Below are 17,805 nucleotides of genomic sequence, written 5' to 3' on the forward strand. Positions count from 1 at the left end.
TCCTATTGTTTATATTGTTCGTACCTGTTAGAGAGGCCTTGGAAGAAGCATTTAGAATATACTTTTATTTTTGAAATATTTATTGCCAAATTTCTGTCAATTAAGAACTAAACCATTAAATCTTCCCATCAAAATAGTATTATAGTAATTCCCGTCAGATAGAACTTTGTCCTTTTTTAACATTCCCTCCACTTCAAAACCATATTTTTGATAAAGCGTAATTGCTTTGTCATTGGTTTCAAGTACATTCAAAGTAATTTTCTTAATTCCATTTGAATCCGCCCAATGAATCGATTCTTTTAAAAGATTTTGTCCTATACCGTATCCCCAAAATTCTTTTAATACACAGACGCCAAATTCTACTTTATGAGAAGTTCTTTTCAATTTGTTCCCTTCACACCTTGAAAAACCTACAATTCTTTCATTTACTTCAGCAACTAAAAATAGGTTATTCATACTTTCTGTATCATCTTTAATGATCTGTTTAAAACCTAATTCATCTATGTATGCCTCGCCACTTTCTCGATCTAAATTTTCTGTTTCACCATCGATTTGTACCCTTAGCTCAGACAAATTTTTTGCATCCTTTTCAGTTGCAGACCTAACAGAATAACGTAAATCATGTATGAAAAATTCTCTTGGATTACTCCTCATTATTATTCACTCCCTTCGCTTCTTTTAAATTAAATTATACAAAAATTTTTTAAGCATTTGCAAAAATTAGGAATTTTCCCAAAAGCTCATACTAACTATATTTGTAATCCCTCCTTAAATAAACAATTTCAAAAATGGAATACTAACATTATCTAATTGGAATTGGGTGGGATGGAATTGAAAACCAATGAAAATACAGTATCTATTTTTGCTTTAGGCGGTATAAATGAAATCGGTAAAAATATGTATGTTGTCGAATATGGAGAAGATCTCATCGTTATCGACTGTGGTGGTAAGTTTCCAGATGAGAGTTTATTAGGAATCGATTTAATTATTCCTGATGTTACATACTTGGAAGACAATAAGGAAAAGATTCGTGCTTTAATTGTGACACATGGGCACGAAGATCATATTGGCGGAATTCCTTACCTTTTACGAAAAATAAATGTCCCCATTTATGCAACACATTTTACTCTTGGTTTAATTGAATTGAAATTAGAGGAGCACCGGCTTTCTAGGGATACAAAACTCATCGCTATTGATTCAGATTCCAAACTCGAGCTAGGAGAGTTGAATGTTTCCTTTTTCCAAGTAAGCCATAGCATTCCGGATTGTTTAGGAATTGTCTTTCATACGCCTGCCGGGAACATTGTTCATACCGGGGACTTTAAATTCGATTTAACACCTACAAATGAGCAATATTCGGATATTCATAAAATGGCGGCTATTGGTCAGCAAGGTGTCTTATGTTTAATCTCTGAAAGTACCAATGCCGAGCGCTCCGGCCTGTCACCATCTGAGCGTATGGTCGGCAGCCATATGAACGAGGCTTTTATGAAAGCTGATGGAAAGATTTTTGTTTCGACTTTTGCGTCGAATGTGAATCGTGTTCAGCAAGTGGTCGAAGCTTGTATGAAAACGAATCGAAAGCTTGCTTTGCTTGGCCGCAGTATGGTTAATGTAGTCTCCGTAGCGATTGAACGTGGATATTTAATCGTCCCGGAGGGGATGCTGATTGAAGCAAATGAAGTCGATCAATTAGCACCTGAAAAAGTTGCGATTCTTTGCACAGGGAGTCAGGGAGAGCCAATGGCTGCACTCGCCCGCCTAGCTAGCGGAAATTATCGGGATATTTCCGTTTACCCTGGCGACACTGTTATTTTAGCAGCATCCCCTATTCCCGGGAATGAGAAAGATGTTTCCCGCATTATCGACAACTTATTTCAACTGGGCGCTAATGTAACATATGGATCAGGAAGCACAACAGGCATGCATGTTTCCGGGCATGGATACCAGGAAGATTTGAAGCTCATGCTTACCTTAATGAAGCCAACCTATTTTATTCCCGTTCATGGTGAATTTAGAATGCTTCACCACCATCGTCTGCTCGCCGAATCAGTTGGAGTTGAGCCAGGAAATACGTTTATTATAAAAAATGGGGATGTTGTGGATATCGAAAACTCCATTGCCCGTCAAACCCGGAGGATTCCGTCGGGCGATACGTATGTGGACGGAATGGGCGTCGGCGATGTAGGCGAAATCGTGTTACGAGACCGAAAACAACTTTCTGAGGATGGCATGCTTGTGATTGTTTTAACCTTAAGTAAAACGGAGCGCAGAATTATTCAAGGACCAGACACGATTACTCGCGGTTTCGTATACGTAAAGGATTCTGAAGATCTCCTCAGAGAGATCAACCGCCTCGTAAAAAAAACAGTTAATGATTTACAAGCGGAGAATATTCGCCAGTGGAATGTAGTCAAACAAAATATTAAAAAATCGGTAGGCCAATATTTATTTACAAGAACGAAAAGAAGGCCGATGATTCTTCCGATTATTATTGAAATTTAAGTGCAAGCACAACTACCATTTCAAAAAAAACAGTCATAAAAAGAAACATCCAACTTGGAAGCTTCTTTTTATGACTATAATCGGGGTTATTAACGATAGTGTGAAGCCCAAATCCGGCTTATTGGAGCCCATTCCTCCGGAAAAATTAGAAGATTCCATTCTTCTAATAAAAATCACAGATTACTTTATCCCGGAAACAAGTCAGAAGATAGATATCGTTCTCCTGTATCCGGAGCCAAACATAAAACCCTGGCCGAAGATGGAAGTCCCTTGGCAATTTCAACAGCAAAGTGGGCGGTGGATGCACCAGATGCCCCGACAAAAATTCCTTCTCGTGCTGCAAGTTGGCGGGCCATGACCGCAGCATCTTCATCTTTAATGAGCAGGATTTCATCGAAAATTGCGCGGTTTAATATTTTCGGGATAAAGCCTGGACCTGTTCCGGGGATTTTATGGGGTCCTGGATTACCACCTGATAGGACCGGTGATCCGAATGGCTCGACCACATATATTTTTAAATTTGGGATGGATTTCTTTAATTCTTCTCCGACACCAGTAACAGTGCCGCCAGTTCCTGCCGTTACCACTAAGGCATCCAGCTTTCCTTCAAAAGCTTCCAGAATCTCGACAGCAGTCGTTCTACGGTGGGCATCCGCATTGGCCGGATTCTCAAACTGCATCGGAATAAAACTATCCTGAAGCTCGCTGGCCAAACGATTGGCCTCATCAATCGCTCCTTGCATGCGCAGTGCCCCTGGAGTTAAATGAACTTCTGCTCCATAAGCCTTTAAGATTTTCACACGCTCTTGAGTGGCGTTGTCAGGCATGGTAATAATACAGCGATAGCCCTTCACGGCAGCTACCATGGCAATACCAATACCCGTATTTCCAGATGTCGGTTCGATAATCGTACTCTTTCCAGGAATCAGTTTTCCTGTTTCCTCCGCACGCTCAATCATATTCACCGCTGCACGGTCCTTCACGCTTCCCCCGGGGTTAAAGGATTCAAGTTTCATATAAACTTCAGCACCAGGTGGGTCTGGTATTTTATTAAGTTTGACAGTTGGGGTATTCCCAATTAAATCAAGAATGGAGCTATAAAGTTTCATTTCCTTCACCTTTCTGATCATTTTGCTTGTATACTGTTTATTATTGCTATTAAACCACAATTCTCTTCCCAAGAAAGTCACTACTATGGAGTAAAATTACACATTTGAGTTAGTAAACCCGATTTATCGGCGATTTTTGTAAGTTTTTCAGCGAATTTCCGATTATATCAGCGAATTGATCCACTTTATCAGCGAATTTTCAATTATATCAGCGAATCGCAACCAGCAACAGATTTTTCGAAAAGTTACAGACAAATACCACGGACAAATCTTTCGATTCCAAAACAGAAGCAGGGATGCCAAGTGAATTCACCTAGTATCCCTTCGCTCTTTTTTAGTTAATAAATTGCGTATCGATTAATGCGTTAAACTCTGGCAGTTCTTTTAAAAATTTCAGGTAAACTGAAGAATTGGCAAATTGTTCAATTACGTCCTGATTTACATCCTCAGTAAAGTGAATGTGTCCCCAAGCCGTATCCATTACGTCTTGATCAAGCCCTTGCTTGGTGATTTCTTTAATACTATTAACCGTAATTTTCTTTGCTTCATCAGGGTTTTTATTAATAAAATCAATCGCTTCTTTCTGTGCCTTGACAATTTTCGCAATCACGTCTTTGTTGGCTTTAATTTTCTTGCCGCTGGCGACTAAAATAGTATTCGGTAATGTATTTCCGTATGAAATTTGGGAGCTGTCGACAATAATTTTCGCGCCTGTCTCTTTTACTAATTGAGATGCCCATGGCTCTGGAACTGCGGCTAAATCTACTTTACCAGATTCAAACATACTTGCATATTGTGCAGGATTTCCGGTTACATGCTTCAACGTTCCCCCGATTCGAGCCGATGAAATACCGTAGTCTTGAAGGAATGTTTCCATTTGGACATCATGGGTGCAGCCGATACCAGGTGTGACAAACGTTTTTCCCTGGAAATCCTCAACAGAATTGATACCACTTTTTTTACTTGCAACGATTGCTGTACCGCCTGATGACGCACCGGCGATAATTTTAACATCTGCACCGTTTGTAAAGTTATTCATTACAGGTCCTGGACCTACCAACCCTGCATCAATATCACCTGTTTTTAATGCGGTCATAAAGGCGCCGCCATCAGGAAACGTTTTATATTCCAATTTCACGTTTTTACCTAATTCCTTTTCATAATACCCTTTTTCTCTCGCTACCATTGCCGGTGCATGATCGATATTTGGAAAATAGCCAATTACGACCTTTTCGGAACCAGCACCTCCGCTCGATGCGTTTGAATCACAGCCAGCTAATAATCCTAAACTAAGTAAAAATGACATACCGATGATTTTTGTCTTCATCTTATTTCTCCCCCTTATTTACTTGTTTCTAAACCCCAACGACGAATGACATTTTGTTCGATTCTCTGGAAGAAAATGATATCTACAATCGTACCAATGACGCCGATAATAATCATAATTCCGATGACCATACTCATATTTCCAAAATCGGATGCGTACTTGAGCGTATAACCCAACCCCGGCCCGGTACTCAAAATTTCACCTGCCATCAGCGCGCGCCAGGCGAAGGCCCAGCCCAGTCGTATCCCGGTAACAGCATATGGAACGGATGCAGGGAGAATGACTTTTGCAAACAGATCGATTCCCCCAGACCCCATCGTTTGCGCCGCCCTGATATAAAGCGGCGGGACATTCTTAATCCCAATCCGCATATTGATGGTAATAACAAGTGTTGCCCCCAGAATCACGATAAAAATAACAGAGCTTTCATTTAGGCCAAACCACATAATGGCAATTGGCAGCCAGACAATACTTGGTACACTCTGCAGTGCTAAGATCAACGTGCCCAATGTTTCATCCGCTGTTTTATTTTTTGCCAGCAGGATTCCTAAACAGAAGCCAATGATAATGGCAATAAGTAAACCAATCGCTAATCTTCGAAAACTGGCAAGAATATCGTAAATTAGGGTTTTATCTTCAAAACCTGTAGTTAGTGCTTTCACTACGTCAGTCGGTGCAGGCATAAGCGCTGGCGAAACATTCAATATTTTCACAGCTGCCTGCCAAATGATAATTAATAGTCCAAAGAAAATAATTCGTTTAATTGTTCGCTGCATATGCCAGTTCCTCTTTTATCACTTTATCAATCTCCGTTTTTAATAAACCATTGATTTTCTCTTCTAATTCAACCACTGCTTGCGGGTGCTCCCCCCGCGGTCTTGGAACCTTCACCTCGATATCTTCAAGAACAACACCTGGCCGCGTTCCCATGACAATGATTCTGTCTGATAGCTTAATAGACTCACTAATACTATGGGTGACAAAAAGAATCGTCTTTTTTGTTTCAATCCAGATTTTCTCTAATTCATAATGAAGTCTTGCGCGTGTCTGTTCATCCAGAGCACCAAACGGTTCATCCATCAGCAATACCTTAGGATTCATCGAGAGTGCCCTGGCGATGGAGACCCGTTGCTGCATCCCGCCTGATAACTCATGAGGGGAATGTTTTGTATAGTTGCTAAGCTGAACCATTTGTAAATACTGATGGGCAACTTCCCTTGCTTCACTTTTCCTCATTTCCTTCCGAAGCGGGAACATTACATTTTCTTCGACCGTCATCCAAGGAAAAAGGGCTGCCTCTTGAAAAACCATCCCCCGATCCTTCCCTGGTTTTTTAATCGGATTCCCACCTAGCAAGATCTCACCGCTGGTTGGTTTCGTTAAGCCGGCAACAATCGATAACAAGGTGGATTTCCCACAGCCTGAAGGTCCAAGAATCGAGACAAACTCCCCTTCTTTAATATCAAGATTTATATTCGTAAGCACATCACTAGTAACCTTTTGATTGATAAATTGTTTGTTAATGTTTTTTATTTGAAGAAACAAATCATCACCCACTTTACTTATAATCCATATCAACTTAATCGGAATAATAATATATATTATATAATTTTCGAAACTAAAGTCAATGAATTTTCAGAAAGTTATTAAGATGGGTGCCTTACTGCTTTTTCCGAATTGATTTCAATATTAACCTTGTTTGATGAACGCAAATTGATGAGAAGGAACAGAATTCCTCCTGCTATAGGAATCAAATATACTGGAATGTAGTTTAATAAAGCTCCAGAAGCAATCATCGCTACTGGGAGCATCGTTTTCCCAATACTAATACTAATGCTAAAGACTCTGCCTCTATATTCATCTGGAATTTCCTTTTGCATAAAATAGGCAAGAGGTATATCGATAAATGCGATGAGGAATCCAAAACAGAACATAACCACACTGTAAAAACCAGTATATAGAGAAGGATTAATTTGTAAGTTATGAGGAAGGACCGGCATACCTGAAATAATCATAAAGATCGCTAAAGAAAACCTTAAACCCTTTAACAAATTGGAATAAGAAATTTTTTCAGTCACTTTTTTTACCAACACAGCCCCGAGGATCATGCCCAAAGGGAATGCTCCCTGAATCATACCGAAATCTTTCGAGCCAAGCTTTAGGACGGTATTAATGAAATATGGCAAAGGTATTGTCACAGCAAAGCCAAGAAAGAAATTTACGGTTATTAACAAAATAAAGATACTCATCAGACTCTTTTTACTAACCAAATACCGAAAGCCGTCCTTTATATCATGGACAAAACGAATTTTTTCACCTGAATGGTCCACATCAGACTCATGGTTGAATAGCTTGAAATTAATAAACAGCATAGATAATCCAGAAAAAATGAACGAAATACCATTAATAAGTATAAAGGTTTCCATATCAAAGATTGCAAACACAAATCCTCCTAACATCGGACCCAAAATGGAGGAGACAGAATCAATAATTTTGCCAACAGAATTGATATCCATCAACCTTTTTTCAGACACCATGTTTGGCTTACCGGCTTCCACTCCGACCCCAAAAAAGGTGGTAAATACCGTCAAAAGGAGGGTAGTGGAATAAATAAGAATTAAATTTAACCCATACAAATTACTTAGCAAATAAACCAAAACTAACAAGAGTCCACTTAACAGGTCCATTGAAACAACTAAGGTCCGTTTATTGAATTTATCCGCGATGACTCCGGCTAAAGGATTCATTATTATCATCGGGACAATTCCCAAAATGAGGGTTACCGCAAAGCTGAATGCTGAACCTGTCAGCTTCAACACGTACAATCCTAACGCAAAATTATAAATAGATGTACCGAATATGGAAATGGTTTTTCCTGTAGCATAAAGAAAAATATTTTTTGCTTCTTTTCTGTCCTTCGCCCCCGGCTTACTCAAATGGAAAGTAATCATGAATCATTCCCCCTATTTTCACTTCTATAAAAAGCATAATGGGTAGGGTGAACCCGACATCAATAGGCATAATCCATGAATTTTATCATGGCAAAATAAAAAAGATAGGGTTAACCCTACCTTTTTCCAAAAAACCGATAAGAATAGATTTCTTCTCCTTGAACAAAGAAATCTTCATACCTTCCTCCTTTATCCACATATTTCGAAGTTCTTTCCTCAAGAGATATATACTTTAACTTATCAATATTTTTCCTGATTTTATCAACGGTAAAATTGCCTCTGAATTTGGCTGCAATTTTACTTTTAGGGCTGAAGTTTTTAAAAGCCAGATAAGAGCCCAATAAATATCCGTCAGGTTTGACGAGCGAATCCACTTCATGGAGCAAAAACGCCTCACTTAAAAAGCTATAATTGCTTGTACCTGAATAATCAATCATCATATCGACAGAATGAGCTTTTATCGGAATTTCGAGAAAATCTGCACAAATAAATAGAATTTTTCTTTTGTAACCTGTTCTTTCAAGTAAATTTTTCAAAAAGCGCTGTTTCTCAAGGTCATGATCAACGGCAATATAGAGACAATCTTCCGGCAAATCTTGAAAAATATTTCGCAGAAAAAACCCCAACCCTGACCCTAATTCGAGTAAAACACTGTGATGTAAATCAACCTGATCCAGTTTCCTTTTTGACCATTGCAGTCCATTCTGTAAATTTTCCAAATAGAGGTGATCCGTTTCCCGAATATATTCATGAATATGATGTTCAAGAGGCCGTCCCCTAAGAGATCTTTCTGGTTCACCTACTTTTACAATACCTGATTCAATCAGATACTCGGTACCGCAATCACAGTGCAGCTTACCGTCGATAATTTGATTTCTGCTAATGAAGCCATCTTGGAGGGTGGGCGTTTCTCCGCATTTCAGGCATGTTAAGATATCAAGAATCCTTAAATCAACCCCCATCATTAGGGGCGAACCTACAGATTTAGTGGATAAATGCTCAAGCTTCAACTTTAGCCGGTCTTTAAATTCTATTAAGTTCTTTATTTCCTGTTCCAGTTTCTTGAATTTATCCAAAAAAAGCGATTGATAATAGGAATCCTCTTCATAATCTAATAATTTCCCAAAGTTTTTATAAAAAAAGATCATTTTCATTTCATTTAAACTAAAGCCCATGCCTTTCAATTCCAAAATATGTTCTAATTCACTTTGGCATTGCTCATCAAAAAAATAGTGACCGCCCCTTTTTTCCGGAACAATTAACCCTAGGTCCATATAATGACGAATCGTATCAATACTCAATTTATTTGTTTCTGCAAACTTTCCGATTCTCATCGTATCATCACCAGTACAAGTTATTTATACACAATATTCAATATTTCCCTATTCCCAAAATTCCGTTCGAATTTAGAAATGTAATAAGGTTGATATCTGTTTCCCCAGCCGATTTACCAAGCCAAATTAAATGCCCCCACGAGTCAAGTAGACATAATTCTGATCCAAGAATGTTTTCATTAGCATAATAGGCATGTTCTAAAGGGACAGAGCCATCATGTTTACTATGCATGATTAAGGTTGGACAGCAAACAGCTTGTAGATCTTTACTAGATATCTCATTAACTTGTATTAGATCAATAAAGAATCCATTTCCTGATCGTTGACGATTATTCATTTTTCTAATCGCTTCAACATCTCCATTGTTCACTTTACTTTTTGCTTCATCATAGGTTAGATTACTAAATGAAGGGAACATTTGCCTAAAAATAAACTGAGGAAACCTATTGTTCATTAGCGAAATTAATTTCCATGTATATTTTTCAACTTTTGGACGGAATAATATCCTAGCCGCTTTATATTCCTTATCCTTAGGAGTAAGCCATTCCTTTGTTACTGCAGATTGCAAGGTTAATGAAGCAACAAGTTCCGGATAGTGTGCTGCAAAATATATTCCGCTCGGTCCCCCTGCAGAAATAGCAAGAACGTGAACTTTTTCGATGTTTAAATGGGCTAGCAATCTTGAATATTGGCTACAGGCAGTTGCTAAGCTTTTTCCAACCTCTTTTGATGTTCCCCCATACCCCGCTCTTGATGGGGTTATGACGGAGAAACCATTCTCTACTAATGCCTTATAACCAAATTCCTCATGACAATTGGAATGGCCTCCGTGCATGACAAATATGGGTTCTCCTTTTCCGATTATCGAATATTCGATGGATAAACCTTCAAATGAAAATAGCTTGATTATTCTTTCCATTAATCGTTCCCCTTTTTGAACCTTACCATCTAATTTAGCCATTTGGAATCCTTGCTCTCACCTTTTTCAGATAATTCTAGTTTATTATTTTTGCTAGTCTTATTCAAATGTGATTACTAGAAAAAGAGTCTGCAAAAAGTGGTGCCTGACCCACAGTGGATGCACTTTATCTAATGAAAGTGTTCTAAAAAGGCGAACAATATTTTCGTTTAATGAATTATTGTTCGTCTTTTTGAAATTTAGGGTTGAATTACTGTGTCAACATGCTATAATGTGAACATAAATTTATTAGACTTCGCTCATATAATCGCAGGAATATGGCCTGCAAGTTTCTACCGGATTACCGTAAATAATCTGACTATGAGTGGGTAATGTGAAAAATGCACAGGTTAATCGTGCGCTTTTTCTATTTCCTTTTGGACATTTAGCCCAAAGGTCATTGCCTCACTCGATTATTGAAGTGAGCGATGATCTTTGGGCTTTTTAATTTTCATTAGGGGGAAACTATACAATGAACTTTTTAGAAAAAAGAATTATAAAGGACGGAAAAGTACTATCAGAGCATGTATTAAAGGTCGATTCGTTTTTAAATCACCAAATAGATCCCAACTTAATGCTCGAAATTGGAAAAGAGTTTGCAGATCGATTTGCGAATGATGGAGTCACGAAAATCGTAACGATTGAATCATCGGGGATTGCACCTGCGGTAATGGCGGGTCTATTTTTAAAGGTTCCGGTTGTCTTTGCTCGAAAAAAAAAATCCTTAACACTTAATGGAGATTTACTGACAGCAAGTGTTCATTCTTTTACCAAGAATGAAACAAACGAAATCTCTATTTCAAAAAAATATGTAAATAAAGAAGATCGGGTGCTAATCATTGATGATTTCCTTGCAAATGGACAAGCAGCTCTTGGTTTAGTAGACATCGTTCAACAAAGCGGTGCCAAGGTTAAAGGGATTGGCATCGTGATTGAAAAGTCTTTCCAACAAGGAACTCAAATATTAACGAAACAAGGTCTTAGGATTGAATCCATTGCAAGAATTGCCTCTTTAGAAAATGGAGAAGTCACCTTTATCAATGAAAAAGTGGAGGAATCAGTCTAATGAAACAGCATCCATTGAAAACCGCTTCTTTAGGGATTCAGCATGTATTAGCGATGTATGCAGGCGCCGTCATCGTTCCGCTTATTATCGGCGGGGCACTTGGTCTTTCTAGTAAACAATTAGCCTATTTAGTCTCACTTGATATCCTGACAAGTGGAATCGCCACATTACTTCAAGTATGGCAAAATCGTTATTTCGGTATTGGACTGCCCATCGTGCTGGGCTGTACGTTTACCGCTGTGGGACCGATCATTGCGATTGGAGGACAATATGGTCTTTCCGCTATCTATGGATCGATACTGGTTTCTGGAATAATTGTTATGCTCATTGCAACTTTCTTTGGGAAGATGATCCGTTTCTTTCCGCCAGTCGTTACCGGCTCTGTCGTAACCATCATTGGAACAACACTGATTCCAGTCGCTATGAATAACGTTGCTGGAGATCAAGGCAGCCCTGACTTCGGTTCCATTACCAATATTACGCTTGCATTTGGGACATTATTATTCATCATTATCCTTTACCGATTTTTTAAAGGCTTTATTCGCGCGATATCTATTCTTTTAGGAATGATGGCTGGAACATGTGTAGCTTTCTTTATGGGAAAAGTTAACTTCTCTTCAGTCGGTGAAGCTTCCTGGTTCCATATGGTAACCCCGTTCCATTTTGCCACACCATCATTTGAGCTGGCTCCGATCATTACCATGACCCTTGTAGCGATTGTGAGTCTCGTAGAATCATCAGGCGTCTATTTTGCTTTAAGTGATATTACTGGGAGGAAACTTACGGAAAAAGATTTGGTAAAAGGCTATCGTTCCGAAGGTCTGGCTAGTGTCATTGGAGCCATATTTAATTCATTCCCCTATACCACCTATTCGCAAAATGTCGGACTTGTCCAGTTTTCAGGCGTGAAAGACAAAAAGGTCATTTATACAGCAGCTGGCATATTGATTCTTCTTGGATTTGTTCCAAAAATTGCTGCCTTAACAACCGTAATTCCTACCTCTGTACTCGGCGGTGCGATGGTGGCTATGTTTGGGATGGTGATTGCTTCCGGAATAAAAATGCTTAGCAAAGTTGATTTTTCATCTCAAGAAAATCTCTTGATCATCGCTTGCTCTGTTGGTGTCGGTTTAGGTGTCACAACAGTTCCAAATCTATTTGCACAGTTGCCAGAAAGCATTAGAATCCTTACAAGCAGCGGGATTGTTGCTGGCAGTTTTACGGCAATTTTTCTAAATATCGTCTTTAATGTCTTTAAACCGTCAAAGCAAAGCCAACCTTCTCAAGGCTTAAAGGTATCTTAATTGGGTATCACCGAAATATATATATACTTGGATTTGCTGGCCCTAGTATTCGAAGGGATTGAGTCTTACAATACAATGAAATGGATTGTGCTGAAGGGGGACTCGGGCATTTAACCGGGAGTGACTTTGTGAGAACCTTGCACGGATTATTAGGATACGTAAAAAAACAAGGAAATTAGGATGTTTTTTGAGTGGTGTGGTCAGTTCCCCGCCACCTTTTTTGGATTTGGAAAAGGCTGGCTGATGAGACCATCTTTCATGACCCGAGCGTGCTGTTATTGTCTGCTTCGGTCAATGAAACCACTTTCCATGGCCCAAGCGAGCTGCTTTTTACCTGTTTCGGTCAATGAAACCACTTTTCATGGCCCAAGCGAGCTGCTTTTTACCTGTTTCGGTCAATGGAACCACTTTTCATGGCCCAAGCGAGATGCTTTTTACCTGTTTCGGTCAATGGAACCACTTTTCATGGCTCTGTTATTATTCATTGTGGATTTTCGGGTAGGTATGAGATTTCTTAAGCGGAGAATTTCCTGCTAATGTATATAGAGGAAGCTTAAGAAGCAGATATAAGCGGAGATATTCCGATTAACTGCTCTAAATTAGGCAAAATCCAACGATTTGGATAATATAAGCGGAAAAACTCCCTTTATTTTTAAGGAAATATGGCTATTTCCCAATTTAAACGGAATTTTTCCGTTTATTTTTCAAACACAGTGAAATCAACATTCAGTTTTAACAAGTTTCAGCAATCACACAGGAAATAAAGTACCTGCCTTTCACTACGTTAATGCTTTTCTGCACTTGGGGTCAGGCACTGACTTTCGGACGCTAATTTATTGTGGATTTGCGCTTGTCTTTTACCTTTGAACCTAAATCCAATAGGAAAGCAATTGAAACAGAGATGACCGATAACACTAAAAAGGCCGTACTAACGATACCTGCTATTAACCAGCCCGAGCCAAACCAGATATACAGCCAACCTAATAAACCAACGATCAAGAAGCAGAGAGAGATGACATATTTTAAATTTTTCTTTTTTGGAAGATATAAATCAATTGCGTAAAAGCCATAAAGAACAACAAATACAATGAAAAAAACTATAACCCATCCGCTCATTCCTTCGACCTCCCATTCTCATATTCATAAGAGGCATTCCTCGCTTTCCATTATAAGACCACTTACTAAAATACTGATTAAACCTTTTAAAATAGCCTTACTTACCATAATCACCTAATAAAAAATCATACAACTAAATGATTTACATTTAATTTACACTTAGTTTATTAGAGATTAACAAGCAGCCTTTATACTGAAACTATAAAAGTCATGCCAATGGAGGTCCATGATGATCGAATTCATGTTTAGACTGGTTATCCTCATTCCCATTTGCATAATTCTTTGACCTTAATCACTAACGAAAGCTTTTTTCTAAAAAATTTCTTCACAAATTGGAAACCTATTTTCAGCAAAATGCGGGATTTCAGGTTTTATTCTCACTCACCTTTTCATATACTTTGGATATTTTTGTACCAGCTGAAATCCCCTTTTTTAAACAACTACAAATTGGATTCACAATCATAATTATTTTCAAAGGATAAATAGGAAAATCCAATTCAGTTTCAAACAATTAGGATTATTTCAGGGTAAATATTACTGTTTATCTTTTATTATAACTAAGTTCCTTTGAGTTTCCCTTACAATTATTTAAATTTACTGAACTTTACAGTTTATTACTGTTTGATTTTTGATGTCATGAAGTACTATCTATTTGACAGAATACTAAATCAAATGTAACGTAATTAATAATTAAATAGTTTAGAATACTCTTATCAAGAGAGGTGGAGGGACTGGCCCCGCGATACCTCGGCAGCAGACTTTCGTTAGTACTGTGCCAATTCCAGGAGCGATTTGCTTGAAGATAAGAAGTGAAACAATGCCGTTAATGATTTCCTCTTCTTATTTATGAGAAGAGGTTTTTAAATTTTTTAGAGAAAGAAGGAATTTCACATGATAAAGACAGCAGTGAAAGCACCATTTAAAGCCGATCATGTAGGCAGCTTTTTAAGAACAGAACCAATTAAAGAGGCAAGAAAAGCTTTTGCAAATGGAGAAATTGATAAATTTGCCTTAAAGACGATAGAGGATCAAGAAATTGAGAAACTTGTCCAAAAACAAATTGAAGTTGGCCTTAACTCCATCACAGACGGTGAGTTTAGACGTTCATGGTGGCACTTGGATTTCTTATCAGGCTTAGATGGCGTAGAAGAGTTTGAAACGGAATATATTAGTAACTTCCAAGGAGCGAAAACAAAAAATAAAGCCATTAAAGTTGTTGGTAAAGTAGACTTCAATGATCATTATATGTTAGATCATTTCAAGTTCTTAAAACAGGCAGTCGATCGCTATGGCGATGGTAGTCAAGTGGCTAAGTTTTCGATTCCAAGCCCTAATATGTTATTTACCAGAATTCAGGGGGATGAATATTATAACGATAACAGAGAACAGTTCTTTCATGATACAGTTGTGGCTTACCAAAAGGCTATTCAAGCCTTCTATGACGCAGGGTGCCGATATTTACAATTAGATGATACTTCTTGGATTGATTTTGTTTCGGAAGAACGGATTCAAGCAGTCGTTGAAAAACTTAATATGGAAGTGCAGGATATCATCGAAACAAGAGTACGCTGTTTAAATGAAGCCATTTCTAAAAAACCTGAAGATATGGTGATCACGATGCATATTTGCCGTGGAAACTTTAGGTCAACTTATATAACTAGCGGCGGTTACGATCAGATCTCTGATGCCATATTTGCAGATTTAAAGGTAGATGGACTCTTCTTAGAATATGATGACGGGCGCTCGGGAGATTTTGAACCATTAAAAAGCTTTAAACGAGCTGACCAAAAGGTTATCCTAGGATTAATCACTTCTAAATTCCCGGAACTAGAAGACCCTGATACGATTAGAGAAAGAATTAAACAAGCAAGCCGTTTTATTCCTTTAGAGAACTTAGCATTAAGTCCTCAATGCGGCTTTGCAAGTACGGAGGAAGGCAACAATTTAACCGAAGAAGATCAATGGAATAAGATAAAACACGTCATTACTATTGCTGAAAGTGTTTGGGAATAAACCATGGGTACGGTTCTGTTGGCCTCAAAACAGAATATTCCTAGCAAAAAACTAACATGAGTTTCAACTTCCAACCCATGCATGGAAAATCAGACCTTGCTTTACAGTAGCAAGGTCTCTTTTTAAAAATATCTTAAAAAATATCAAAAGAAATCCAAAAATGATGATTTAAGTGCTGGAACCATTTTTTCAAAAAGTTCAATTTCTGTCTTGGAACCTTTCAAGTATCCCATGTCATAAAGCTCCATTGGTCTTTTGTAACCGAATAGAATCGTTGAAAGAGAATTGATGTTTAATTGAATCCCTTTTTTCGGAGGGTGAGCACATTGAGCTCCGGCCTTTTCTTTATATACCTTGAGTTCTCCCTGTCCGAGCAAATAGCTTCCATTATTCCAGGGTGCATGAAAATCCTCAAGATGCAGGAATAGGGACTCACTGTCCGGAGTAAACGGAAATCTCCGCAAACACTCCTCAGCATTTACGACCCTCGCCATAAAATACGGATATAACTCTGTTTTCACCTTTGGCTGTGTCATAAAATATGGGAACGACTCATGAACTGGAAGGGTAATTGTTACGGTCTCCACCATGGAATCATGCTGGCAGATGAAATTCCAAAGCCCGATTCTTCCTTCGTGGTCAAGAGCAACGAGCTCCTCCACCGTCATTTTTCTTTCCTTTACCTCGTAAAGAATATAGCCTTTGGCCTCTTGGTTGGAATTGTAATAAACAGCCAGCTGCGAATCTTCACCGTATATCTTCTGTTTCCACCAATTTGAATCGCGTTTGAGCATTCCTGTATATTGAGTGCAAAATTGGTCGTAAATCTTTTCGATCTCTTCATTATGAGTCTCTTTTGTATATCTTCTGATAAATCCTGGCTGCATTTCGAGGAACTTTAGGTCGATTTTTTCAATCGTTACCTTTTTCTGTTCACTTAATATTTCCCAGCCATATTTCCGATAGAAAGAGATATCAAATGGGTGTAATAAAGACACTATCTGACCATTATTTTGCATGTGTTTTAACGACTCAATCATCAATGTTTTTATATAACCATTTCGTCTATATTCCGGGTAGGAAGCGACTCCTGCAATTCCCCCCATTTCCCATTCAGCTTCCTTCATGAAAACTTTTAGCGGAATCATGTGCAATTTGGCCGCCAACCTATTGTCATCCCATATTCCTAAAATCTTATGGTCTTTCAAAGATTCTTTTCTAGCTGGTTTGTCAGCTTCAGGAACCTTATATTGAAACGCATACTCTGATAGTTTGATTGCTTCTAAGTATTCATTTTCTGTCACTTCTCTAACTAACATTGCTCCCCATCCCCTTCTTTTCGCCATCTAGATATCAATAGTTTGGGTCAATTGCGAAGTAACTAAACAACTTCTTCTTTAACTATCGCCGCCAAGTTACTTGAATAAGAGAAATTTCTTTCCACCTCATAAAAACAAAGCACTCGATTTTTCTTTTATAATATTTGCATATTGTTCAATTTCGTTTAATATCCTTGCTCTACCCTTTTCACTTTGCGTCCATTTGGTAGGTATAATATCTCTATTATCTTGGAGTGGTAATACATCTAAAACCTTATCGTCATTTGCATAGATAGAAGCCAAGAAATAGAATCGTTTACAAAAGAATGATTTTCCAGCCAATAAGATATTTTTATTACTAGTGTTGTTGAGAAAACTAAATGCTGATTGAATTACACCGTCTACCCCTTTTATCCCGTTACTAGTAGGAATTGGCATTAGTTTTTTCTTTTCGATACCTTTTTTTATTAAAAGTGGGGAATAAAAATCAAATTCACTACATTTTAAGAAATCATTATAAACTTCGGGAATCATAATTAAATTTGCTCCAGATTTCTCATAGAAATTCAATAATTGTTCATTTAGCTCTGGAAAGTGACCTGGATGATAAAGAATAACATCAGGTTTTTCAAAAAGATTAATTCTATCCATAAATACCATTTCATCTATGCATTCAATTGCTGATTTATTCACTGTCTGGCTCCCCCGTCAATATATGTATTAAATTAGCATTAACTCCTTTTTAAATTCTCTACACATAACAAAAGCTCCTTCTCCTACATCAACTATACTGTTCCATTAGC

General features: G+C 38.1%; 15 protein-coding genes and 2 riboswitches. Of the genes, 4 read left to right on the forward strand and 11 right to left on the reverse strand.

What is annotated here, in order from left to right; genetic code table 11:
* Window positions 1–96: 96 nt before the first annotated feature.
* On the reverse strand, window positions 97–654 hold the full coding sequence (locus AA980_RS11935; RefSeq protein WP_024026729.1) for a GNAT family N-acetyltransferase: 558 nt from the start codon (window positions 652–654) through the stop codon (window positions 97–99).
* Window positions 655–825: 171 nt separating this feature from the next.
* Here AA980_RS11935 and AA980_RS11940 point away from each other — a divergent pair, with 171 nt between their 5' ends.
* Complete coding sequence (locus AA980_RS11940) at window positions 826–2,505, forward strand: ribonuclease J (RefSeq protein ID WP_235815106.1); 1,680 nt, start codon at window positions 826–828, stop codon at window positions 2,503–2,505.
* A 185-nt stretch (window positions 2,506–2,690) separates the two neighbouring features.
* On the opposite strand, the gene cysK is transcribed toward AA980_RS11940, so the two are convergent.
* From cysK to AA980_RS11975, 7 genes are all read right to left on the reverse strand, one after another.
* Complete coding sequence (gene cysK, locus AA980_RS11945) at window positions 2,691–3,614, reverse strand: cysteine synthase A (RefSeq protein ID WP_024026731.1); 924 nt, start codon at window positions 3,612–3,614, stop codon at window positions 2,691–2,693.
* A 334-nt stretch (window positions 3,615–3,948) separates the two neighbouring features.
* Window positions 3,949–4,941 (reverse strand): ABC transporter substrate-binding protein, encoded by a 993-nt coding sequence (locus tag AA980_RS11950; protein ID WP_024026732.1) that lies wholly within the window; start codon window positions 4,939–4,941, stop codon window positions 3,949–3,951.
* Between the two features lie 14 nt (window positions 4,942–4,955).
* Window positions 4,956–5,717: an ABC transporter permease gene (locus tag AA980_RS11955; protein WP_024026733.1), complete on the reverse strand. Its 762-nt coding sequence runs from the start codon at window positions 5,715–5,717 to the stop codon at window positions 4,956–4,958.
* Complete coding sequence (locus tag AA980_RS11960; RefSeq protein WP_034723131.1) at window positions 5,701–6,486, reverse strand: ABC transporter ATP-binding protein; 786 nt, start codon at window positions 6,484–6,486, stop codon at window positions 5,701–5,703. The genes AA980_RS11955 and AA980_RS11960 overlap by 17 nt, the downstream gene beginning before the upstream one ends.
* Window positions 6,487–6,587: 101 nt before the next feature.
* On the reverse strand, window positions 6,588–7,892 hold the full coding sequence (locus tag AA980_RS11965) for an MFS transporter (RefSeq protein WP_024026735.1): 1,305 nt from the start codon (window positions 7,890–7,892) through the stop codon (window positions 6,588–6,590).
* A gap of 116 nt (window positions 7,893–8,008) precedes the next feature.
* Entirely contained in the window at window positions 8,009–9,226 is a 1,218-nt protein-coding gene (locus AA980_RS11970) for a MerR family transcriptional regulator (protein WP_024026736.1), read from the reverse strand.
* A 37-nt stretch (window positions 9,227–9,263) separates the two neighbouring features.
* Window positions 9,264–10,145, reverse strand: a complete 882-nt coding sequence (locus AA980_RS11975) for an alpha/beta fold hydrolase (RefSeq protein WP_034723132.1) — start codon at window positions 10,143–10,145, stop codon at window positions 9,264–9,266.
* A gap of 279 nt (window positions 10,146–10,424) precedes the next feature.
* Window positions 10,425–10,526, forward strand: a riboswitch (purine riboswitch).
* A 130-nt stretch (window positions 10,527–10,656) separates the two neighbouring features.
* Between AA980_RS11975 and AA980_RS11980 the strand changes: the two genes are divergently transcribed.
* On the forward strand, window positions 10,657–11,250 hold the full coding sequence (locus AA980_RS11980) for a xanthine phosphoribosyltransferase (protein ID WP_024026738.1): 594 nt from the start codon (window positions 10,657–10,659) through the stop codon (window positions 11,248–11,250).
* Window positions 11,250–12,554, forward strand: coding sequence for a nucleobase:cation symporter-2 family protein (locus AA980_RS11985; protein ID WP_024026739.1), 1,305 nt, complete (start codon window positions 11,250–11,252; stop codon window positions 12,552–12,554). The genes AA980_RS11980 and AA980_RS11985 overlap by 1 nt, the downstream gene beginning before the upstream one ends.
* Window positions 12,555–13,382: 828 nt before the next feature.
* Here the strand turns inward: AA980_RS11985 and AA980_RS11990 are convergent.
* Window positions 13,383–13,670: a hypothetical protein gene (locus AA980_RS11990; RefSeq protein WP_024026740.1), complete on the reverse strand. Its 288-nt coding sequence runs from the start codon at window positions 13,668–13,670 to the stop codon at window positions 13,383–13,385.
* 707 nt (window positions 13,671–14,377) lie between these two features.
* Window positions 14,378–14,479, forward strand: a riboswitch (SAM riboswitch).
* A gap of 82 nt (window positions 14,480–14,561) precedes the next feature.
* On the opposite strand from AA980_RS11990, the gene AA980_RS11995 reads away from it, so the two are divergent.
* Window positions 14,562–15,683 (forward strand): 5-methyltetrahydropteroyltriglutamate--homocysteine S-methyltransferase, encoded by a 1,122-nt coding sequence (locus AA980_RS11995; protein WP_024026741.1) that lies wholly within the window; start codon window positions 14,562–14,564, stop codon window positions 15,681–15,683.
* Between the two features lie 143 nt (window positions 15,684–15,826).
* On the opposite strand, the gene AA980_RS12000 is transcribed toward AA980_RS11995, so the two are convergent.
* Window positions 15,827–17,002 (reverse strand): GNAT family N-acetyltransferase, encoded by a 1,176-nt coding sequence (locus AA980_RS12000; RefSeq protein WP_024026742.1) that lies wholly within the window; start codon window positions 17,000–17,002, stop codon window positions 15,827–15,829.
* A gap of 126 nt (window positions 17,003–17,128) precedes the next feature.
* Window positions 17,129–17,695, reverse strand: a complete 567-nt coding sequence (locus AA980_RS12005; RefSeq protein ID WP_024026743.1) for a hypothetical protein — start codon at window positions 17,693–17,695, stop codon at window positions 17,129–17,131.
* Window positions 17,696–17,805 lie beyond the last annotated feature (110 nt).

The organism is Neobacillus vireti (genome assembly GCF_001026695.1).
Taxonomy (GTDB): Bacteria; Bacillota; Bacilli; order Bacillales; family Cytobacillaceae; genus Neobacillus; species Neobacillus vireti.